Source organism: Pseudomonas sp. Irchel s3f19, from assembly GCF_900187555.1.
GTDB lineage: Bacteria > Pseudomonadota > Gammaproteobacteria > Pseudomonadales > Pseudomonadaceae > Aquipseudomonas > Aquipseudomonas capeferrum.
Window position 1 is genome coordinate 75,460 of record NZ_FYDW01000012.1, and the last position, 22,080, is coordinate 97,539.

General features: G+C 64.1%; 16 protein-coding genes and 1 pseudogene. 6 read left to right on the forward strand and 11 right to left on the reverse strand.

Annotated elements, in window-relative coordinates; genetic code table 11:
* Positions 1-8: 8 nt before the first annotated feature.
* The gene (locus CKW22_RS22165; protein ID WP_033697424.1) at positions 9-2,426 is read right to left on the reverse strand and encodes a glucose/quinate/shikimate family membrane-bound PQQ-dependent dehydrogenase; all 2,418 of its coding nucleotides are present in this window, start codon (positions 2,424-2,426) and stop codon (positions 9-11) included.
* Between the two features lie 256 nt (positions 2,427-2,682).
* The gene (locus CKW22_RS22170) at positions 2,683-3,033 is read right to left on the reverse strand and encodes a cupin domain-containing protein (protein ID WP_095065112.1); all 351 of its coding nucleotides are present in this window, start codon (positions 3,031-3,033) and stop codon (positions 2,683-2,685) included.
* 117 nt (positions 3,034-3,150) lie between these two features.
* Here CKW22_RS22170 and CKW22_RS22175 point away from each other — a divergent pair, with 117 nt between their 5' ends.
* Both CKW22_RS22175 and CKW22_RS22180 read left to right on the forward strand, forming a co-directional pair.
* Positions 3,151-4,050 carry a LysR family transcriptional regulator gene (locus tag CKW22_RS22175; protein ID WP_033697426.1) on the forward strand — a complete coding sequence of 300 codons (900 nt, stop codon included), beginning with the start codon at positions 3,151-3,153 and terminating at the stop codon, positions 4,048-4,050.
* A gap of 113 nt (positions 4,051-4,163) precedes the next feature.
* Positions 4,164-5,366: an MFS transporter gene (locus CKW22_RS22180; RefSeq protein WP_033697428.1), complete on the forward strand. Its 1,203-nt coding sequence runs from the start codon at positions 4,164-4,166 to the stop codon at positions 5,364-5,366.
* 443 nt (positions 5,367-5,809) lie between these two features.
* Here the strand turns inward: CKW22_RS22180 and CKW22_RS22185 are convergent, their stop codons facing one another.
* On the reverse strand, positions 5,810-6,421 hold the full coding sequence (locus tag CKW22_RS22185; RefSeq protein WP_033697429.1) for a LysE family translocator: 612 nt from the start codon (positions 6,419-6,421) through the stop codon (positions 5,810-5,812).
* 101 nt (positions 6,422-6,522) lie between these two features.
* On the opposite strand from CKW22_RS22185, the gene CKW22_RS22190 reads away from it, so the two are divergent.
* The gene (locus CKW22_RS22190) at positions 6,523-7,503 is read left to right on the forward strand and encodes a GlxA family transcriptional regulator (RefSeq protein ID WP_033697430.1); all 981 of its coding nucleotides are present in this window, start codon (positions 6,523-6,525) and stop codon (positions 7,501-7,503) included.
* 23 nt (positions 7,504-7,526) lie between these two features.
* Here CKW22_RS22190 and CKW22_RS22195 read toward each other — a convergent pair whose 3' ends face one another.
* Positions 7,527-8,378, reverse strand: a complete 852-nt coding sequence (locus CKW22_RS22195; protein WP_033697431.1) for a CAP domain-containing protein — start codon at positions 8,376-8,378, stop codon at positions 7,527-7,529.
* A 256-nt stretch (positions 8,379-8,634) separates the two neighbouring features.
* Between CKW22_RS22195 and CKW22_RS22200 the strand changes: the two are divergent.
* Positions 8,635-10,801, forward strand: a pseudogene (locus CKW22_RS22200) (TonB-dependent receptor).
* Positions 10,802-10,810: 9 nt separating this feature from the next.
* Here CKW22_RS22200 and CKW22_RS22205 read toward each other — a convergent pair.
* The 5 genes from CKW22_RS22205 to CKW22_RS22225 all read right to left on the reverse strand — a co-directional run bounded on the left by CKW22_RS22205 (position 10,811) and on the right by CKW22_RS22225 (position 15,290).
* The gene (locus CKW22_RS22205; RefSeq protein WP_033697434.1) at positions 10,811-11,422 is read right to left on the reverse strand and encodes a cell wall hydrolase; all 612 of its coding nucleotides are present in this window, start codon (positions 11,420-11,422) and stop codon (positions 10,811-10,813) included.
* Positions 11,423-11,456: 34 nt separating this feature from the next.
* Entirely contained in the window at positions 11,457-12,374 is a 918-nt protein-coding gene (locus tag CKW22_RS22210) for an AEC family transporter (protein ID WP_033697436.1), read from the reverse strand.
* A 109-nt stretch (positions 12,375-12,483) separates the two neighbouring features.
* Entirely contained in the window at positions 12,484-13,347 is an 864-nt protein-coding gene (locus CKW22_RS22215; RefSeq protein WP_033697437.1) for a LysR family transcriptional regulator, read from the reverse strand.
* Between the two features lie 81 nt (positions 13,348-13,428).
* Positions 13,429-14,277 (reverse strand): proline/glycine betaine ABC transporter permease, encoded by an 849-nt coding sequence (locus CKW22_RS22220; RefSeq protein ID WP_033697438.1) that lies wholly within the window; start codon positions 14,275-14,277, stop codon positions 13,429-13,431.
* Positions 14,274-15,290 carry an ABC transporter substrate-binding protein gene (locus CKW22_RS22225; RefSeq protein WP_095065113.1) on the reverse strand — a complete coding sequence of 339 codons (1,017 nt, stop codon included), beginning with the start codon at positions 15,288-15,290 and terminating at the stop codon, positions 14,274-14,276. The genes CKW22_RS22220 and CKW22_RS22225 overlap by 4 nt, the downstream gene beginning before the upstream one ends.
* 186 nt (positions 15,291-15,476) lie before the next feature.
* Here CKW22_RS22225 and CKW22_RS22230 point away from each other — a divergent pair, with 186 nt between their 5' ends.
* Positions 15,477-17,405: a S8 family serine peptidase gene (locus CKW22_RS22230; protein WP_095065115.1), complete on the forward strand. Its 1,929-nt coding sequence runs from the start codon at positions 15,477-15,479 to the stop codon at positions 17,403-17,405.
* Here the strand turns inward: CKW22_RS22230 and CKW22_RS22235 are convergent.
* Complete coding sequence (locus CKW22_RS22235; protein ID WP_095065117.1) at positions 17,402-19,546, reverse strand: methyl-accepting chemotaxis protein; 2,145 nt, start codon at positions 19,544-19,546, stop codon at positions 17,402-17,404. The genes CKW22_RS22230 and CKW22_RS22235 overlap by 4 nt on opposite strands.
* A gap of 188 nt (positions 19,547-19,734) precedes the next feature.
* Here CKW22_RS22235 and CKW22_RS22240 point away from each other — a divergent pair, with 188 nt between their 5' ends.
* Complete coding sequence (locus CKW22_RS22240; RefSeq protein WP_095065119.1) at positions 19,735-21,054, forward strand: Na+/H+ antiporter family protein; 1,320 nt, start codon at positions 19,735-19,737, stop codon at positions 21,052-21,054.
* Positions 21,055-21,058: 4 nt separating this feature from the next.
* Here the strand turns inward: CKW22_RS22240 and CKW22_RS22245 are convergent, their stop codons facing one another.
* A complete protein-coding gene (locus tag CKW22_RS22245; protein WP_095065121.1) occupies positions 21,059-22,066 on the reverse strand; it encodes a FecR family protein in 1,008 nt (335 codons plus the stop codon).
* Positions 22,067-22,080 lie beyond the last annotated feature (14 nt).

The following is a 22,080-nucleotide window of genomic DNA, read 5'->3' on the forward strand; positions in this document are numbered from 1 at the left end:
GACGCGGTTTATGGCAGTGCGTAAGAAATCACGTAGTCGCCACGGTCAGTCGACTGACGCGCGCCACCGGCGGTGATCACCACATACTGCTTGCCGGTTTTCGGCGAAACGTAGGTCATTGGGCCACCCTGGCTGCCTACCGGCAGGCGGGCCTTCCACACTTCATTACCGTTGCTGCTGTCGTAGGCGCGCAGGTAGAAGTCCTGGGTGCCGGCGATGAACACCAGGCCGCCTTGGGTCGACAGCGTGCCGCCCAGGGTGGGCAGGCCGATCTTGATCGGCAGGTGCATGCGGATACCCAGCGGGCCGGTGTCCTCGACGGTGCCGACCGGTACCTGCCAGGCGATCTGGCGGGTTTTCATGTCGACGGCGGTGAGGGTGCCGAACGGCGGTGCCTGGCAGGGGATGCCGGCAACCGACAGGAAGCGGTTCTTGTTCACCGCATAAGGCGTGCCCTTGAGGGGTACGGCGCCCATGCCGGTGTTCAGTGCTTCGCCACCCGAAGCGGCATCGCCTTTGTTCTGCGACGGGATCATCTGGATCCACAGGCCTAGGCGCATGTCGTTAACGAAGATGAAACCATGCACCGGGTCGGTGGAAATGCTGCCCCAGTTCATGCCACCCAGCGAGCCCGGGAAGCTCAGCGACAGGTCGGTGCCTGGCGCGGTGTACAGTCCGTCGTAGCGCATTTTCTTGAAGTCGATGCGGCACAGCAACTGGTCATACGGGGTAGCGCCCCACATGTCCGATTCGGTCAGGGTCTGCGCGCCGATCTGAGGCATGCCTACCGATTTCGGCTGGGTCGGGGAGTACGGCTCATTGGGGATGTTGCTCGGTTTGACCGGTACTTCGTCGACCTGGGTCAGCGGTTTGCCGGTGGCACGGTCAAGCACGTAGATCTGCCCGGCCTTGGTACCGATCACCACCGCAGGCACGGTCTTGCCGTCGTCCTTGGTGAAGTCGATCAGGCTTGGCTGCATCGGCAGGTCGAAGTCCCAGAGGTCGTTGTGTACGGTCTGGTAGACCCATTTCTGATTGCCGGTGGTGGCATCCAGCGCCAGTACCGACGCACCGTAGGTGTGATCCAGCGTGTTGCGTTCAACGCCATAGATGTCGGTGGACGACGAACCCATCGGCAGGAACACGGTGTTCATGGCCGGGTCGTAGGACATCGGTGCCCAGCTGTTCGGGGTGCTGCGCACGTAGCTGCTGCCGTCGGCCGGGGCGTTGCGGTCTTCCGGGTTGCCTGGGTCGAACGCCCAGCGCATGGCCCCGGTGATGACGTCGAAGCCACGGATCACGCCGCCTGGCATGTCGGTCTGGACGTTATCGGCAACGCGACCGCCAACCACCACGGTGGTACCGGCCATCAGCGGTGCGGACGACAGTTGGTAGAAGGAGTCCGGCACGTCACCCAGGCCGGCCATGAGGTTGACCTGGCCGTTGTTGCCGAAGCCCTGGCAGAACTCACCGGTGTCGGCGTCGACTGCGATCAGGCGGCCGTCGATGGTGTTGGTGAGCAAGCGGCGCTGGCAGTTGGCACCGGCCGCCACAGTGGCCGCGGCAATCGGCGAGCTGTTCGGCTGGGTCGGTTGGGCCAGCGGCGCGGTGGCGTCGAAGTAGGCCATGCCGCGGCAACGCTGCCAGACCTTGGACTGGGCGTTGATTGCGTTCTTCCACAGCTCTTTGCCGGTGTCGGCGTCGAGTGCGATCAGGTTGTTGTGCGGGGTGCAGATGAACACCTTGTTGCCAACCTGCAGCGGGGTCAGTTGGTCCTCGGCGCCGTTGCCGTCGCTGATGGCGACGTCACCGGTGTGGTAGGTCCAGGCCACCTTCAGCTTGTTGACGTTGTCACGGTTGATCTGGTCGAGCGCAGCGAAGCGGCTGCCACCTTCGGTGTTGCCGTAGTGGGCCCAGTCCTTCTGCTCCTTGCCCGCTTCGACCGGGGTCATGCCAGGGCCTTTGCCGGTAGGGGCGACGCTTGGGTGGGCGACGAACATGTTGCCTGCAGCAACCACCAGCGCCACCGCCAGCACACCGGCGATGCCGTAGGCGCCACGCCCGGTGGTGCCGCCGTTGGCGCGGACCAGCTGCGGGTAGACCAGCGCCACCACCATACCGATCGCGGCGAACATGAACACGCGGGAGAACAGCGGCCAGAACACCAGGCCCGCGTCGATCAGTGCCCAGATCGCGGTGCCGATCAGGAACACGGCATACAGCCAGGCCCCAGCGACCTTGCGACGGGCGATGAGGATACCGGCGATGGCCATGGCCAGCCCGCCGACCAGGAAATACCAGGAGCCGCCGAGGCCGGCCAGTTTGATGCCGCCAGCGGCCAGGAGCAGGCCGAGCAGGGCGACGATAACGCCCAGGCCGACCAGAATGAGGGTTGTGGCGCCAGAGGCGCGCGGTGTTTCTTTCATGCCAGGGATCTCAGCAGGTGGAATGTGCGCAGTTTAAGCCCTTAGCAAGCTAATTAACAAGTTAGTACAAAGTTTTGTGAGGCTGATTGTCGCAGGGCTGAACTTGCCAAGGTGTCGGCAAAAGTTTAGATCAGGCGCTGAAAATTGCAGTAAACAAGGCGTTCATGCGGGCTATGCAATCGGTACTCATACTTTGGTCGAGTCGCTACCCGCGAAAGCCTGCAGCACCTGCAGGCCCCGATTGCACCGCACAGCCTCAGTCGGGCCACGGGTTGGTGCTGCTGTAGAACACCGCGAGCCAGACAGTCGGGGTACCGGGTGCGGTCCATTCCACGCGGTGGCGGTAATGCGCCGGGATGTCCAAACAATCGCCAGGCTCCAGCAGCCGGGTATGCTTTTCATGCTCGAAGCGCAGGCCGGCTGCGCCGCTCAGCAGCACGATCCATTCACCTTCGGCCTGGTCGTACCAGTACCCCGGCGGGCTGCATTGGCCGCTCGAGACAATGCGCTCTATCCGCACGCCGGGGCGGCTGAGCAGCTCGTCGACCCGCTCGGCAGAGGTCGGTTCGCAGGGCGGGAGGGGGCTGAGCACGTTGAGGGGCACCATGTGTCATCTCGTTCAAAGGGAGGTGCTTCCACTATGGACGTGATTGCCGGGCCGCGCGCTTCTTGACCCGCCCACTAGATTGTAGGACCGTTCCGAGTTTTCAACGATGGACGAAAAATGGACAAACTCCTGGCCATGAAGATGTTCGCGGCGACCGTCGATGCTCAGGGGTTTTCTGCAGCAGCGCGCAAGCTCGGGCTGGCGACATCGTCGGTGACACGCCTGGTCGATGCCTTGGAGGCGGAGCTTGGGGCGACCTTGTTGAACCGCTCGACCCGCCAGGTCAGCCTGACCGAGGCGGGCGCCCGCTACTACGCGCGTGCCCGGGGCATCTTCGAAGCGTTGGACGAAGCCGATGCCAGTGTCGCCGACCGGGGCGAGGAGCCGGTCGGCGTACTGCGCCTGTGCCTGCCAGTGGAATTCGGGCGCCGGGTGATCGCGCCGCACCTGGGGGCGTTTCTGGCCAGGCACCCGGCCCTGGAGCTGGACATCGACCTGAGCGATCGCCTGGATGACTTGCTCGATGGCCGTTACGACTTGTCGATCCGCCTGGGCGACCCTGCGCCGAATGATGAGCTGGTGTGCCGCCCTCTGGGTCGGTTCGAGCGTTGGCTGGTGGCCTGCCCCGCCTACCTGCGCGGTCGCGAAACGCTGGCCCACCCGCAACAGTTGATGGAGCACGCCTGCCTGCGTTTTCGCTATGGGCAAAAAGCTCGCCCCTGGCGCCTGTCCCGCGGGCAGCAGGTGCTGGAGCTGGACGTGAGCGGGCCGCTGCGCAGCGCCAATGCCGACCTGTTGCGTGAAGCCGCGCTGGCGGGTAGCGGGATTGCCCTGCTGGCCGACTGGCTGGTGCGTGAGGATGTGGCTGGCGGCGCGCTGCAGCGCGTGTTCGCTGATTGGCAGGTCAGCCCCGGCACCGCCAATGACAGCATCAATGCGTTGTACTTGCCCAACCACCGCGGCTCGCGTCGGGTGCAGGCGTTCATCGGCTTCTGTGAAGGCTTGCTGGCCCCCTGAAACACCAGCGTTGCGCAGGGTGCAAAGCCCTGTTGCGTGCTGGCCGGATTCTCGCCTGCGGCACGCCTGGGTAAGGTGTGCGGCATATTCCGTCCCTTGTCGAGGTACATCGCATGAACCCCTCCCTAGCTGCAGAGCAGCCCTCGGCCATCGGCCTGAGCCGGGCCCTGGTGACACTGCTGGCGTTTTGTTGCGGCGCCATCGTCGCGAATATCTACTATGCCCAGCCCATCGTCGGGCTGATCGCGCCAGACCTGGGGCTTTCCAACGAGCACGCTAGCCTGATCGTTTCCCTGACCCAGCTGGGTTACGCGCTGGGCCTGCTGTTGCTGGTACCGCTGGCCGACCTGCTGGAAAACCGCTGGCTGATGATCGCCACTGCGGTGCTGGCCTGCATCAGCCTGCTACTGGCAGGCACCAGCGGCAGTGGCCAGGGCCAGCTGTTTCTGGGCTATGCGCTGTTGATCGGGTTCAGTTCGGTGGCGGTGCAGATGCTGATACCGCTGGCGGCGCACCTGGCACCCGAGCAGCAGCGTGGGCGTGTGGTCGGCAACATCATGGGCGGGCTGCTGTTGGGCATTCTGCTGGCGCGGCCGTTGTCGAGCCTGGTGGCCGACCATTTCGGCTGGCGAACCGTGTTCATCGGCGCGGCAGGGGTGATGCTGGCGATCATCGTGCTGCTGGCCCTGACCCTGCCGCGGCGAGTGCCCGAGCACAAGGCCAGCTATGCCGCGCTGATGATGTCGCTGATCGCGCTGCTGCGCCGTTATCCGGTGCTGCGTCAGCGTTCGCTGTATCAGGCATTGATGTTCGCGGCCTTCAGCCTGTACTGGACCGCGGTGCCACTGGCGTTGGCAGGGCAGTACGGCCTGTCGCAGAGCCAGATCGCGCTGTTTGCTCTGGTCGGTGCGGTGGGCGCTGTGGCCGCGCCCTTGGCCGGGCGCCTGGCCGATGCCGGGCATGCCCGTGCCGGTTCGCTGGCGGCCTTGCTGCTGGCGCCGGTGGCGCTGCTGATCGGGCTGACTTCGCCTGGCTTCAGCGTGATCGGCCTGGCGCTGACAGGCGTGCTGTTGGACTTCGCGGTGCAGATGAACATGGTCATAGGCCAGCGTGAAGTGTATGCCCTGGACCCGGCAAGCCGTGGGCGGCTGAACGCGGTGTACATGACCAGCATCTTTCTGGGCGGGGCGTTGGGCTCGGCGGTGGCCAGTGCGCTGTTTGCCCAGTTCGGCTGGCACGGGGTAGCGCTGGTGGGCGCCGGGTTGCCTGGGGTGGCGCTGATCGTGTTCCTCATCCAGGCCCGGCGGGGTTTGTAGGAGCGGCCTTGCGTCGCGAAAGGGCTGCGCAGCGGCCCCGACAATCTATGCGGCGAAGCTGAAATCTGGGGCCGCTACGCGCCCCTTTCGCGACGCAAGGCCGCTCCTACATTCGCCTGGATTCAGCGTGATCGGCCTGGCGCTGACAGGCGTGCTGTTGGACTTCGCGGTGCAGATGAACATTTCTGGGCGGGGCGTTGGGCTCGGCGGTGGCCAGTGCGCTGTTTGCCCAGTTCGGCTGGCACGGGGTAGCGCTGGTGGGTGCCGGGTTGCCTGGGGTGGCGTTGATCGTGTTCCTCATCCAGGCCCGGCGGGGTTTGTAGGAGCGGCCTTGCGTCGCGAAAGGGCTGCGCAGCGGCCCCGACAATCTATGCGGCGAAGCTGAAATCTGGGGCCGCTGCGCAGCCCTTTCGCGACGCAAGGCCGCTCCTACAAACGGCCACTCAGCGGCTCAGGGGCAACGCCACGCCAATCACGGCGAACAAAGTCCCGCAGCAGCGATTGAACCCTTTTCCGCCTTTGGCCAGCCAGGGCCGAATGCGAAACGCCAGCCGTGCCAGCAGGTACTCGACCACAAACTCCACGCTGGCAAAGGTCGCCGCCATCACCACGAACTGCAGCAACAGCCCCCGTTGGGGGTCGAGGAACTGCGGCAGGAACGCGCCATAGAACAACAGCACCTTGGGGTTGGCCATGGCCGACAGCAGCCCCTGACGGAACAGGCTCGCATTGCTCAAGCGCGGGGTTCGCTGGGTCACCTCCAGGTGCAGCGCCGGGCTGCGCCACAGCTGCACACCCAGCCAGACCAAGTAGGCGCCACCCACCCACTTGAGGATGCCAAGCACCGATGCAGAGGTTTGCAGCAACGCACTGAGGCCGAACATCGCCAGGGCGATCAGGGCGCTGAAGCCGAATACCCCGCCAACGATGGTGAACAGGGTGCGGCGCGCGCCATACAGTGCACCGTGGGTCAAGGCCAGCAAACTGTTAGGGCCTGGGGTCAGCGACAGGCCAATGCTGGCCAGCAGGTAGATAAGCCAAGTGTCGAGTGCCATGGGTAATGCCTTGTAGGTTCACAGGGCGCCAGTCTAGGCTACGACGACGTTTTTAGAGGGTATTATCTGGACATTATATGGTTCAATCCGGACGCCCTGCGATGCCCCCTGATATCCGCCTGCTGATCGTGCCGCTGCCAGAATTCGCCTTGCTGCCGTTCGGGGCGTTTCTCGACAAGCTCCGCTTCAGCGCCGATGACGAAGACTACAGCCGTCAGCGCTACTGCAGCTGGACCCTGGCAGGACTGACCCGCGAGCCGGTGCCCGCCAGCAGTGGCGTGGTGGTGCAGGTAGAGGCCATCGCCGAACAGCTCGACCTGCAGCAGTACGATTACCTGGTGCTGTTTGGCGGCCGCAACGCCATGGCCACCGCCGAGCTGGCACCGTCTTACAAGGGCTTGCTGAAACGGGCCGCCAAGGCTGGCGTCAAGCTGGTGGGTGTCGATAACGCGGCGTTTCTACTGGCCGCGTGCGGCCTGCTGGAGGGGCACGACGTGGTGGTCCACTGGCGGCATGAGGCCGAGTTCCGTACCGCGTTCCCTCATCTGAAGGTCCTGCGCGATCAGCTTTATTGCATTCAAGGCGGGCGCGTCACCTGTGCTGGGGGGACGGCGGCCGTCGACCTGGCCGTGGAGCTGTTGTCACGCGCCTGTGGGCGAGCCCGAGCGCTGAAGGGCCTGGCCGACATGCTGGTAGACGAAACGCGCGATAGCCGCCACGCCTTGCGCTCGCTGGAGCTGGAGCTGGGGGCGGGGCAGGGGCGGCAGGTTCAGCGCGCATTGGCGTTGATGCGCCATCACCTGGGTTCACCGTTGTCGGTCGAGCACCTGGCGGCAGAGCTGTGCATCAGCCGTCGGCAGCTCGATCGACAGTTCCTGGCCAGCCAGGGCATGAGCGCCAAGGCCTGGTGGCTGGAAATGCGCTTGCAGCAGGCGCGCTGGCGGTTGCTCAATTCCAGCCACAGCCTGGCGCAGATTGCCGATGAAGTCGGGTTGGGCGATGCCAGCCACCTGGGCAAGTGCGTGCGGCGGCGGTTTGGCTGTACGGCGTTGCAACTGCGCAGCGGGGCGGCTGCTGGCTGAGGCCGCCCAGGCTGTTCAGGTGCTTATTGCGGGGTACCGAACAAGGCCGTCCAGTAGATCCCGGCATCACTCTTCGGGTCCACCGCATAGGCGGCCCCCAACTCGCGCAAATCAGGGTTCATCAACGTAGCGCAATGCCCAGGGCTGGCCAGCCAGCCGTCGACCACCTTGTGCGCGCTGTCGCGGCCGGCAGCGATGTTCTCGCCGACCTGCTGATACAGGTAACCGGCCAGCTCCGCCCGATCGCCGGGGGTACGGCCGTCCTTGTCGATGTGGTCGAAGAAGTTCTGGTTGGCCATGGCCCGGGTGTGGTCGGCGGCCACGCCGGCCAAGGTGGTATTCCAGGTCAGCGCCGGTGCGCCAGCAAAGGGCTGGCCGCCGCACTGGCGCGGCAACTTGCGCGCAGCGTTGATTTCCTGCAGCACCTTCTGCCCCTCGGCTTGCCAGTCACCGAGGCGCCCGCTGAGCAACGGGCGGGCGAGGACGATGCGCCAGTCGCGGCCTTCCTGGCTGACGCCGATATCGACGAACTGCGGGTCGAGCACCACTTGGCAGAAACTTTCTTCGATGGCATGCATGGCTGCTTGTGCATCACGCGGGCCCGAGAGGCTGATCGCCTGCACGTTGACCATCGGGTAGGCAGCGCGGGTCATGGCCTGCTGCAAGTCGCGGGTGCCCTCGGGGGACAATGCCAGGCGGGTGTCGCTGTTGAGGGGGGGAAGCTCCAGCGACGCTTCGCCACCGCAAGGCTGGGCCTTGCTGCGGTAGGCATTGATCGAATCGATCAGTTGCCCCTCTTCGCCAGTCACGGCGAAGGCCCCGGTCGAGATGACCAGGCCCAGCGACAAGGCGGCAACAGATGACAGGACGCGCATGTGAATCTCCCTATGACTGGCAGCGTCGTGGTAAGCGCTGCTCATCCTACACAAGCCCAGGGTTTTTGGCCCGGTATCGTGTAAAGCAATGAAAACGCCGGCAATCGTTGCAGGCGGCAAAAGAGGGAGTAGACCACTGGTCGCCCCAAAAGTGCGATCACTTGGTAATCATTCGTAATTTCGGCTAGAAACAAGACTCAATCGCTCTTAGCTTCACTGTGCCAGGAAGGCCCCATCCCCTATCGAGGCGCCTTGCATGGCACGATCCCGTCAGTATCAATCGACCTTTCTCGCTGTCTGCTGTTCCGTCGCCGTTACCGCACAGGCGGCTGACGGCGTTATCCAGCTGGACGCCACCGCCATCAATGCCGAGTCCGCCAAGCGCAAGGGCGAAGCCCCGGAAGCCTTTGCCGGCGGCCAGGTTGCCCGTGGTGGCCAGATGGGCGTGCTGGGCAATCAGGACATGATGGACGTGCCGTTCACCATGACCAGCTACACCTCGCAGTTGATCGAAGACCAGCAAGCCGAGGACATCGGCGATGTACTGCTCAATGACCCGTCGGTGCGCCAGTCGTTCGGTTTCGGCAACCAGTCGCAGGTCTTCGTCATTCGGGGGTTGCCGCTCAACGGCGATGATGTGGCGTTCAATGGTCTGTATGGCGTGCTGCCCAGGCAGATGATCAGCACCGATGCCGTGGAGCGGGTCGAGCTGCTGAAGGGGCCGAACGCCTTTCTCAACGGCGCCAGCCCCACGGGTACTGGCCTGGGCGGTAACGTCAACCTGCAGCCCAAGCGTGCCGGCGATACGCCGACCCGCCGCTACACCCAGGACATCAGCAGCGATGGCCGCCTGGGTGAGCACCTGGACCTCGGCCAGCGCTTTGGTGAGGACAATCGCTTTGGCGTGCGCCTGAACCTGTCGCAACGTGAAGGTGAAACCGCAGTCGACGACCAGGACCAACGCAGCAAGCTGTTCATCGTCGGCCTCGACTACCGTGGCGACAAGCTGCGCCTGTCTACCGACATCGGCTACCAGAAGCAGCGGGTCAACCACATGCGCAACTCGGTACGCCTGGGGGCCGGCCTGAGCGATATCCCCCGGGCGCCGGATGCCGACCATAATTATGGCCAGGACTGGGCCTGGACCGAGACCGAAGACACCTTCGGCATGGTCCGCGGCGATTACGACTTCAACGACACCTGGAGCGGTTACCTGGCCGGGGGCGTCAAGCACACCCACGAGAACGGTTTTTATGGCACGCCGGTTCTCACTGACGCCGCTAGCGGTGCTGCCACCATCGGCGGTTCGAAAATCCCTCATAACGAAGACAACACCACCTTCATGGGCGGCATCAACGGCCGCTTGCAGACCGGCCCGGTCAGCCACCAGGTGAACCTCGGCGCTGCCAGCATCTGGACCCAGCAAGAAAACGCGTTCGTCTTCTACAATTCGCAGGCCACCAACCTCTACAACACCGACCCGTTGCCCAAGCCCACCACCCCCACCTTCACCGGTGGCAAGCTGGACGACCCCGGGGGTCACCGGCAAGACGCGCAACCGCAGCCTTGCCGTGTCCGACACGCTGGGCCTGTTCGACGATACCTTGCTGGTCACCGTCGGCGTGCGGCGCCAGCAGTTGCGCGTCGAAGGCTATGCCTATGACGGCGAGGGGCCGGACCTTGGCCGCAACGCCTTCTACGATGAGTCGGTCACCACGCCTGTCTACGGCATTGTCTACAAGGTAAACCCGTCGATCTCGCTGTACGCCAATCGCATCGAAGGGCTCGCGCAAGGGGCGACTGCATCGGGCCAGGTGATCAATGCCGGGGAGGTGTTCCCGCCGGCCAAGACCAAGCAGGTCGAGGCCGGGGTCAAGCTCGACTACCAGACCTTCGGTGCCAACCTGGCGCTGTTCCGTATCGAGCGGCCCACCGACGGTTTTGTTCAGGGCGATGTATTCGTCCAGGATGGCGAGCAGGTCAACAAGGGCGTCGAACTGAGTGTGTTCGGCGAGCCGGTGCAGGGGCTGCGCTTGATGGCCGGCGGAACGCGCATGGACACCGAGCTGAAAAACACCCAGGGCGGGGCCGATGACGGCAACCATGCGGTCGGGGTGCCGACCTTCCAGTTGAACGCCAGCGTCGATTGGGACGTGCCTGGCTTGCAGGGCGTGGCGCTCAACGCCCGTATGCTACGTACCGGGGGGCAGTACGCCAACCCGGCCAACACCCTCAGCCTGCCGACCTGGAACCGCTTCGATGTGGGCGCACGCTACCGCTTCAAGGTGCAGCAAAAGGAGGTCACCCTGCGCATGAACGTGGAAAACCTCACCGACAAGCACTATTGGGCTTCCGCCAACGGCGGCTACCTGACCCAGGGCGACCCGCGCCTGGTCAAGTTCTCTGGCTCGATTGACTTCTGACAGCGCCGCTCAACGGGCGAGCGCCTGATGAGGCTTGTAGAACAGAAAGTGCGTGGTCTCGGCCGTCCTGCGGTAGGCCTTGGCCCACTGCGGGTGCACATTGCGGTCGTGAAAGTACAGCGCCCCGCCGGTGGGGTCCTTGAGCTGCTGGTTCAGCGCCTTGCGCGCGATCTCTTTGGCGATGTCGTAGCGTTGCGCCTCTTCAACCTGATCGGAGCGCCCGTCGCACCACCAGGAAAACTGGCAGGCCTTGGTCTCCACGCCCTGCTTGACGACACCGCAGATGGTGTCTGGGAAGCCATCGTGGCCCAGGCGGTTGAGCACCACGCTGGCCACTGCGGTCATGTCCTTGGCATCGGCACCCTTGGCTTCCCAGTAGATGGTACGGGCCAGACAGGTGATGCTGTCGTCCAGCGGCGACTTGCCGGCCGGGTCCACGGCCTTCACCTCGCCCGGGGTGATGGTCTCGGCCTTTTTCGGTGGTGGGGCATCCTCCACCACCTTTTCCTCAAGCACTTCGGCCTTGTCTTCGGCGACGGCGGCCTTGGCCGTGTCAACTGCGTGCACTGGGCCTGCAAGCAGGGCGCTAGTCAAACCGATCAGCATCCACGAAAGGCGCATGGCCGAGCTTCCGAACTGTGGGTTGAATCACAGTCTAGCCAAGCGTAAGCATTAGCACCAAAGGAAGGGTTGCGGCAGCGGCCACGGTCTGCAGGGCGATGATGGTGGCCATCAGCGGGGCGTTGCCGCCCATCTGCCTGGCCATCACATAGGAAGAGGATGCGGTAGGCAGCGCCTGGAACAGCACGGCCACCACTGCCGCCTGGCCACTCAGGCCAAGGATGCGGCACAGGCCCCAGGTGGTCAGTGGCATCACCAGAAACTTGAATGCCGAGGCTGCCATCAACGGGCGCACCTGTTGGCCGACGCGGGCGCCCCCCAGGGCCGCGCCCACGCACAGCAGGCCCAGGGGCAGGGCGGCCTGGCCGAGGGCCTTGACGGTAGGCTCAAGCCCTGCGGGCAAGCCAAGCCCGGTGACCCGCAGCAGCAGGCCGCCGGTACAGCCAACGATCAGCGGGTTGGCGAAAATCGCACGCAACACCGTGGCCGGTGAGCTGTGGCGGGCGCTGAAACGGGCGAACACCAGGACGCACAGCAGGTTGACCAAGGGCACGATGGCGGCATTGGCCACCGCCGCCAGGGCGATGCCGGCACTGCCATAGATCCCAGCGGCCAGGGTAGCGCCGATGTAGTTGTTGAAGCGTACGCCACCTTGGAATACCGAGGTGAAATCGGCGCCGTCATGGTTGACCGCACCTTGGTAGAGCACCAACAGCAGGGCGCCGAGCAGGGTCGAGAGCATCAGCACACCGACCATGCCCAGCACCGGCACCCCGTCGAGGTTGGCAGTGGCCAGGCCGTGGAGGAACAGCGACGGCAGCAGCACGTAATAGCTCAGGCGTTCAGCACCGGGCCAGAAGGTGTCGGCAAGAAAACCGCGAACACGCAGAAAGGTGCCCAATGCGATCAGCAGGATGATCGGTAACAGCGTGGTCAGCAGCAGGTGGAGCATGGTCGGCCTTCCGTAGTCGGGTATCGCTAAAGCCTACGGGGACGCTTTGGTTTGGAAAAACGTTGTTTTCTTCAGTGACCGTTGAGAATAAATGCACGGTCTGCTTGGGTCAGGCCTCCAGTGCCGTCTTCAATACGGCGCTCAAGTGGCGCCGCTGACTTTTTTCATGTTCCAGCAGCACCACCCGCCGCGTCAGTTGCGGCTCGCCAAAGGGCAGGCAGGTGGCCGCTGGTAAGCGTTGCAGGTCTTCGTCGGCCATCGGGATGATCGCCACCCCCAGGCCCATCACCGCCATGCGTGCCAGGGCTTCTTGGCTGTCCAGCTCCATCTGTTCGCTCACTTGCAGGTGCTGGCGGCGCAGCTCCTGTTCGATCTGTCGCCCGGCCCAGGCGCGCTTGTCAAAGCGCAAAAACGGTTGGCTGGCCAACAGCGCTGGCAGGCTCTGGCCCGCCAGTTCAGGGCTGGCGATGGCCCAGAAGCGGTCAGCGAACAAGGGTGTGAAGACCAGGCACTGGGGGTAGGGGCTGATTGGCTCGGTGGTGATCGCCGCATCGAGTTCGCCGTCTTCGACGCGCCGCGCCAGTTCCGCCGACATGCCTGAAGCGACGCTGATATGCAGCTGCGGGTGATGGGTCTTGATCCACAGCAGCGCCTTGGGCAGGCGCCGGGCCAGCACGGTGTGGATCGCCCCTAGGCGCAAGCGGCCGCGCAAGCTCGGGCCACTGGCCAAGGCGTCGGCCAATTCGTCATAGGCGCCGAGGATGCCCTCGGCGCGCGCTACTGCCAGCTGGCCGGCTTCGGTCAGCACCACCTGGCGCCGGCTGCGATCGAACAGGCTGACCTGCAGCTCGTCTTCGAGGCTCTTGATGTGCAGGCTCACGGCTGAAGGGGTGAGGCTGAGCAGATCGGCCGCTCGGGCAAAGGTGCCGTGGCGAGCGATGGTCACCAAGGTGCGCAGGGCTTTGAGGGACACGCTGAAAGGCTCCAAGGCTGAGCGGATGGTAGCGCATTGTCAGCGCCGGCCCGGCCGCCGGCAAGCCGGTAGATGCCGAGATCAGCGTTTGACCTGCCCATACGCCTGGCTGATGCGGTCAATCACCATGGCCAGGGCCACGATCGCCAGCCCCGCTTCAACGCCCTGGCCGACGTTGAGGGTCTGAATGCCGGCCAGTACATCCTCACCCAGGCCGCGCGCGCCGATCATCGAAGCCACTACCACCATCGACAACGCCATCATGACTGACTGGTTGAGGCCGGCCATGATGCTCGGCAGGGCCAACGGCAGGGCAATGCGCTGCAGCCGCTGCCAGCGGCTGGCGCCCAAACCGTGTGCGGCTTGCAGCAACGACGGGTCGATCTGCCGTAAGCCCAGGTCGGTCAGCCGCACCAGTGGCGGCAAGGCGTAGATCAGGGTGGCGAACACTGCCGGTACCTTGCCCAGGCCAAACAGCATGAGCACCGGGATCAGGTAGACGAAGGCGGGGAGTGTCTGCATCACATCCAGCACCGGCATCAACAACCGCCGAGCCAGCGGGCGTGACGCCAGCAGGATGCCCAGCGGCACCCCGACCAGCACGCACAGGCCGGTGCTGACCAGCACCAGGGCCAAGGTCTGCAGCAGCTTGTCCCACAGCCCGAGCACGCCGATCAAGGCGAGCAGGGTAACCATCGCCACGCTGCGCAGTACGCTGCGGCTGGCATGCCAGGCGAGCAGCCCGACCAGCAGCAAGAGTGCCCACCAGGGCAGCAGGCGCAGCAGGTTCTCCAGGCTTACCAACAGTTGCAGCAGCTGGTCCGAGACGCTGCGCAGGTGATCGCCGTAGTTCAGCACCAGCCAGTCGACCAGCTGGTTGACGCGTTCGGCGAAGGAAAATTGCAGCGCTTCGGGAAAGCCGCCACTCATAGGCTGCCCTCGACCTTGGCGGCGACGTCTGCCGGCAACCAGGCTTTCCAGACGTCTGGGTTGTCACGCAGGAAGGTGAGGGCAGCCTTGTTCGGTGGTGTGCGTTTTTCGCTCATCTCGGCCAGGGCGCGGTTGAGCCGATCGATCGGCAGGTCGACCTTTTCGAACACGGCCACCAAATCCGGGTAACGATCGTGGAACGCCTTGGACACGCCAATCGACAATTTGGCCGGCAGTGACTGGCTGCCTTGCGGGTTGGGGTTGCTGGCATCTGTCAGGGTGGACCAGGCCTGGGCATTGAAGGGCGGTTCTTGCAGGCGTATCAGTTTGTAGCGCCCCATCAATGGGGTCGGGTTCCAGTAGTAGAACAACACCGGTTGACCGCGCCGGATCGCGGAGCCGATTTCGGCATCCAGCGCCGCGCCGGAGCCACTGCGAAAGTTGCTATAGCTGTCGCTGAGCCCGTAGGCCTTGAGCTTCTGGCTGTTGACCGTTTCGGAGGTCCAGCCGCTGGGGCTGTTGAGGAAGCGCCCTTTGGCCGGCGACTCGGGGTCGCGGAACACCTGTGGGTAGCGCTTGAGGTCATCGACACTGCGCAGGTCCGGCGCCAGGGCCTTGAGGTTGCGCGAAGGGTCGCCTTCGATCACGTAAGCCGGCACCCACCAGCCTTCCTCGGCGTGCTTGACGGTATCGCCCAGAGCGAACACTTGCCCGGCCTGTTCGGCCTTGACCCAGGCGGGGCTGCGCCCGGCCCACTCCTCGGCGATCACCTGCAGGTCGTTGCGGGCCAACGCCACTTCCATGCTCACGGTGCTGCCGGGCAGGGTGTCGGTGGGGTAGCCATACCCACGCTCGACGATCAGCCGCAGTATTTCGGTGGTCAGGGCGCCGCTTTCCCAGCCAATGGCGCCAAAGTGAATGGGCGTGGTGCGCTCCGCTGAGGCGGCGCTGTCGGTGCTGGCCAGGCCGGCGGCGAGCAGCAGGCTGGCCAGCAACGTTGGAATTTTTTTCATCGGGGCCTCGTGGGTTGTCATTCCAGTTGCCGCGAAAGTGTAGTCGAAGGTACTTGTAGCCGAAGTTACTGCGGCCCCTGCTGCACCAGCAGGAACCGCTTCTGTCTAGGCGCGTTGGATACAGGTTGCAAGGCTATGCACCTGTGCCCGCGGCCGCTGGGCACGTAGCGCTGACAGGAGTACGCAATGGGTTTCAATCTGGATTTCGTGTATTACCGCAACTTCACGTTCGATGGGAAGTTTCATGTGCGTTGTACAGGGGACGACCTGCACAAGGTCAAGTCCATCCAGTATCTACTTGAGCGCGAGGTCCCCGAAGGTGTGGTTCAGCTGGATGGCGTTAACGTGCTTTCACAGGTTCACAGTGGCACGGTCGCCAATCATGGATGCCCTGCCACCCTCAGTTGCGAGGTGCTGGCAGGTACCTACAGGATCACCCCGCTGGTCACGCTGATCGACAGCGAAGTCATCAAGCAGGACCTGGACGCTGATGCAGACGCTACCTTGCGTGAGGGGCCATTGCTGATCGAGGTCAGTGAAGGTGAACTGACCCGGCGCATTCTTGATACGGTGCCGCTGTCGTCGTCCGGCACCCGGCGAAGGCGGGCCGCGCAGGAGGGCGCAACGCTCCCGCCTCTGCCTGAAGGGCAGCGTTACCTCGCGCTGATTCTGGTGTTCAGTGAAGGGGGGCATGCGCGTTTCATGGCTGATGTGCAAGCTGATGCCAGCTCGTCATTGGCCCATGATTGGCCCGGCCTTCAGAAAATCATTGACCTGCAGCCGTTTCTGGAACCTCACGAGCGTGAGGATGAGCACTTGCAGGTACTCGCCAACCACTACTGGGTCGAGCAGCCGCAGGGCATGCCCAACGCAACCTTCAGCGCCCTGGTCCAAAGCCTGAATGGGCTTGAATACGTCGAAGACAGCGCGCTGCTCCCCCCGCAACTCGAACCGGGCAATCTGCTGGCCTTCGCTGCTGCCGCTGTCATCGCGACGCTGCTGACTGGCGGTGCCTACGCCGCTGGCACCAATGCCAATGAGCAAGCGCAGCCCACACCCGACTTTGAAGCGCTGCAGCGCTACCTGAACGAGCCAGACAGCAGCGCCAAAGGCTTGAATATCTGCAACGCATGGCAGGCGGGAGTGCAGGGCAGAGGGGTACGCGTGCATTTCTCCGACGGTGGGCTCTATGCCAATCACGAAGACTTGCGTGGTAACCCCAGGCTCAAAGTCATCCCGCCAACAGTCGATTCGGAGCCTGACCACGGCACGGCTTCGGTGGGGGTGTTGCTGGCACATGACAATGGGTTGGGCATGACCGGTATTTGCCATGCCGCGGAGTTGTTCCTGTATGACAACCGTGCCTACGATGCACGTGGGTATTCCCAGACACTGAAAAAGCTGCTGGCTTATGCAAGGGCTGGCGATATCGTTGGCGTCAACCGCCAGACAGCCAATGTGAATGTCCTGGGGACCTTCCTGCCTTCTTTGCATGACAGGACCTGGTGGGATGTCACCCGGTCGCTGACCGAGCGAGGCGTCGTGGTGCTCAATGCGGCGTGCAATGGTACCAGCGTGTCCGATCACAACGCCCGTACCACTCAAGGTTACGGCGTCGACCTGGAGCAGTGGCGTTACTTCGACGACCATGGTGAGGCCGATGCAATTCTGGTGGGCGCCTGCCATTCCTGGGATGGCAAACCGCATCAGTACTCCAATTACAACTACCGCTACCGCATGCTCAATGGCTGGGGGGATAGCGTCGCAACGCTAGGGTATGGGGCACTGCAGGACAAGAACGGGCACGATCGCGACTACACCAGCACCTATGGGGGTACCTCCAGTGCCACGCCGATGGTGACCGGTGCCCTGGCCTTGATCCAGTCGTATGCCATCGAGCAGCACCACCTGTACCTGAACGCCAACCAGATGCACCTGCTGGTGATGCAATCGGGGTATAAGGACGCCACGTTGCCAGACGCAAGCAGGCTACCCATGGGCGCCCGGCCGAATGTGCTGGGCGCCTTGGTGTTGCTCGATCAAATCCTCCAGGCCGGTCGGTTTCACCTGCCGGACGATGGTTTCTGCGGCGACGAGTGCGCGCCACAGGCCTAGACCCGGAACTGATCCATCAATGCCTGCTGCTGGTTGGCCAGGCTATTGAGCGACTGGCTGACCCGTGCCGATTCGTTGGCCTGCCCTGACAGCGACTCGGTCACATCACGAATGGTCGCGACGTTGCTGTTGATCTCCTCGGCCACTGCGCTTTGCTCTTCGGCGGCCGAGGCGATCTGCAGGTTCATGTCGGTGATCACCGTCACTGCCTGGCCGATGCGCTGCAGCGCGGTGACGGCCTGGCCGACCTGTTCCACGCCACCCTGGGCCTGGCGGTGGCTGTTGTCCATGGCGCCGACCACTTCGCGGGTACCGGCTTGCAGGGCTTCGATCACCTGGCGGGTTTCTTCCACCGATTCCTGGGTGCGTCGGGCCAGGTTGCGCACTTCATCGGCGACTACGGCAAAACCACGGCCTGCCTCGCCGGCGCGGGCAGCTTCGATCGCGGCGTTGAGCGCCAGCAGGTTGGTCTGTTCGGCAATCGAACGGATCACTTCCAGCACCGAACCGATCTTCTCGCTGTTCTGTGCCAGGCCTTCGACTTCGGCCATGGCGTTGTTCATGTCGGCAGCCAGGGCGTCGATGCTGTGGGTGGTGCGGTCGATCACGGCCAGGCCTTCACGGGTGGCCTGGTCGGCTTCACGGGCCGCCTGCGCAGCCTGGGCGGCGCTGCGGGCAACGTCCTGGGCGGTGGCGCTCATCTCGTGCGAGGCAGTCGCCACCTGGTCGACCTGGCGGTACTGCTGCTCCATGCCGGCGCTGGTTTCGCTGGCGATGGCCGAGGACTGGTCGGCGGTGCCTCGGGCGGCCTGTACCGATTGTTTGACCTCGGCAATGGTCGGCTGCAGCTTGTCGAGGAAGCGGTTGAACCATCCCGCCAGCTCGCCCAGTTCGTCGTGCTTCTGGTAGGTCAGGCGACGGGTCAGGTCACCTTCGCCGCTGGCGATGTCCTTGAGCATCGCTGCCACACCGAGAATCGGCCGGGTAACACCGCGGGCCATCAACCACACCAGCAGCAGGCCGGCGATCGCAGCGGCCAGGCCCAGGCCCAGCTCCAGCAGGGTGCCGCTGGTGTTCAGTGCGTCCAGTTCCTGCTTCAGCGTTTCGGCAGGCCCGGTCAGCGCGTTTTCCGGTACATCCAGCAGCACGCCCCAGGGCTGGGCGCCGGGGATCGGCTCGAAGGCAGCAAGCACCTTGAGGCGCTGCTGGTCATGCAGGATGCTCAACTTGCCTTCGGCCAGCTTGCGCACCAGTTCGGCACCCTTGGCCGTGTCGACCTGGTCGAAGCGCTGGGCCAGCTTGCCGGCATCGGCGCTGTAGCCGGCCAGCAGGCCCACCGGGCTGAGGATGCCGACGGTGGTGCGGCCTTCGTAGAGGCTGCGGCTGGCATTCTGGGTCAAGGCCTGCAGGCTGTTGAGGTTGATGTCGATGGACAGGGTGGCGATCACCTTGCCGTTGACTGCCAGGGGGAAGACGATGCTGGTCATCAGCACCCGCTGGCCATCGATGTCATAGAAGTAGGGCTCCACCACGCAGACCTTGCCAGTGCTGCGCGGGCACACCCACCAGGTGTTGGCGGGCTGGCCGCTGGGGCCGATCTCGGTGTTGGCCATGTCCTGTTCGGGCAGGGCCATGGCCGTCAGTTGGCCGGCACGCGGTTGCGACCAGTACAGCGCGAAACGCCCGGTTTCGTTGCTGCCCAGCTCGGGCTTGGCGGTGAACAGGTTGTCCTTGTTGTCCAGGGCGTTGGGCTCGAACACCAGCGACAAACCGAGCAGGTCAGGGTTGGCCTGCAGCGCGGCACGTACCTGGCGCGTCATGTCCTCGCGCAGGTCGTAGGCATCGAGAAAGCGCTTTTCAGCCTGCTCGCGCAGGAACAGTACCTGGCGGGCGAAGCCGGCGCCGTACTGGTAGGCGTCCATGAACTGACGGCGAATGTTCAAGGCCTGCACTTCACCTTGCGACTCGATGCGCCCCTGGGCCGCCTCGGTGAGCATCTGCATGCTGCTTGCCTTGACCAGGTCTGAACTGTGGTCCATGCGGTACAGCGAGAGGCCGACGAGCAGGGTGACGATACCGGCCAGGCAGAGACCGGCAAGCAGGGTGATCTTCCACTGGATGGAAAGTTGTCGCAAAGGCATGGGGCGAATCCCTTGTAATAGTGCTGGCTGACGACTGTGTCGGCCGTGGCGCTTTTTTCTTTATTCAAACGTTCAATTTAAACTCGAAGGGGCTGGGTAATGCGCCGACACGTGGCGCTTTTGACATCTGCCGCCCACTGCTTCAGAGTGCCCGCTTTTTTGTCCGCAGCTACGAGGAAAGCCAAACCATGAATGCAGTGATCGCCGCAGTCGGCATCATGCTGATACTCAGCCTGTCGCGCGTGCACGTGGTCATCGCCCTGATCATCGGCGCGCTGGTCGGTGGCCTGGTCGGCGGGCTGGGCATCGAGGGGACGCTCAAGGCCTTCAACGGCGGCCTGGGCGGGGGGGCCACGGTGGCGTTGTCGTATGCGCTACTGGGTGCCTTTGCGGTAGCCATCGCCAAGTCCGGGCTGGCGCATGCCCTGGCTGACCGTGCCTTGTCCATGATCGATCGCCAGGGGCATGCCAATGGTGGCAAGGTCAAGTGGCTGCTGATCGGCCTGATGCTGGTAGTGGCGGTGTCATCGCAGAACATCCTGCCCATCCACATCGCCTTCATCCCGCTGCTGGTGCCGCCGCTGCTGTATGTGCTGACGCGCTTGCGCATCGACCGCCGGCTGGTCGCCTGCGTGATCACCTTTGGCCTGATCACGCCCTACATGTTCCTGCCGGTGGGTTTTGGCAACATCTTCCTCAACGAAATCCTGCTGGCCAACGTCGCCCGGGCCGGGGTCGATGTGAGTGGCGTCAACGTCACCCATGCCATGGCCATTCCGGCGGCTGGCATGCTCGCCGGCCTGCTGCTGGCGGTGTTGTTCAGTTACCGCAAGAAGCGCGATTACGACCTGGCGCGTATCGAGCAGGTCGAGCAGGTGAGTGTGCAATACAACCCGTTGACCCTGATGGTCGCGGGCCTGGCGATCGCCGCAGCGTTCATTGTTCAGCTGTGGCTGAACTCGATGATCATCGGCGCCATGGTCGGGTTCCTGATCTTCTCGCTGTCTGGCATCGTGTGCTGGAAAGACACCGACGACCTGTTCACCGAAGGCATGAAGATGATGGCCATGATCGGCTTCATCATGATTGCCGCCTCGGGCTTTGCCGATGTGATGAAGGCCACCGGCGAGGTCAACAGCCTGGTCCAGGCGTCAGCGCAGTGGATCGACCACAGCAAGGGCGTCGGCGCTTTGCTGATGCTGCTGGTGGGCCTGCTGGTGACCATGGGCATCGGCTCGTCGTTCTCCACCGTGCCCATCCTGGCGGCGATCTTCGTGCCACTGTGCGTGCAGCTGGGCTTCGACCCACTGGCCACGGTGTGTATTGTCGGCACCGCGGGGGCGTTGGGGGATGCTGGTTCGCCAGCGTCGGACTCGACCCTGGGGCCGACCTCGGGTTTGAATGTGGATGGCCAGCATCACCATATCTGGGACACCGTGGTGCCGACCTTCCTTCATTACAACCTGCCGCTGTTGGCCTTCGGCTGGTTGGCGGCGATGACGCTGTAAGGCGTTAGCCCTTGCCGGGCGGCGGCGAAATGCGGTTGAGGACGGTGCTGCCGTCCTTGCTGCGGGTGAGGTACACCGGCAGTACCTTGGGCAGGTTGTTGACCAGGCGCCCGACTTCACGGGTGTTGTAGATGCCGCTGATGCGGATCCGGCCGGTGCTGGCATCAGCCAGCAGCAGCGGGGCGTCGAGGTAGCGGTTGATGACCGGCAACGCCTGCTCCAGGCTCAGGTTGTCGAGCACCAGCTTGCCACTGCGCCAGGCCAGGGTATTGCCGTAATCGTCGCTCTGCTCCAGTTGTGGCTCGAAATCACCTTTGTGATAGCTGGCCTGCATCCCAGGGCCGAGGCGGTAACCGCCCGCGCTGCCGTCACTGGTGACCAGCACCGAGCCTTCCACCAGCGTGACCTTGACCTGGTCCTGGTACTTCCACACGTTGAACTGGGTGCCGGTGACGCGGGTCTGGCCGCGGCCTGCGCGGACGATGAACGGGTGTGCACTGTCGTGCTGCACCTTGAAAAACGCCTCGCCGCGCTTGAGGGTGACCTGACGTTGGTCTTTGTAGTTGAGGTAGGTCAGCTCGGTGTTGAGGTTGAGTTCCACCGTGCTGCCGTCGCTCAGCTCCACCGTCTGCATCCGGTTGCTGGCTTCAAAGTGCTGGTAGTGGTTCGGCAGCCAGCCTTGTTCCCAGCCTAGCCAGCCGGCCAAGGGCAGCACCGCCAGGGCAATGGCCGCGGCCGAGGCCAGCGGGCGCCAGTTGCGTACCCGCGGTGCTTGGCGTGCAAGCGGGTTGAAATCGACCACGGTGGCGTTGCGTGGCAGCAGGTCGGCGGTTTGCCAGATCTCCAGCATCGCGTGGTATTCCTCGGCGTGCCGTGGGTCGGCCGCCAGCCAGCGGGCGAACGCCTCACGCTCGGCCGCAGTGCAATCTTCGGCGTGCAGGCGCATGCACCAATGCGCGGCGGCGTCGGTGATGGCATCGTCTGAGCTGGGATTGAGGCGGTCGTGGTTCATTGCGGCTCCGGGTT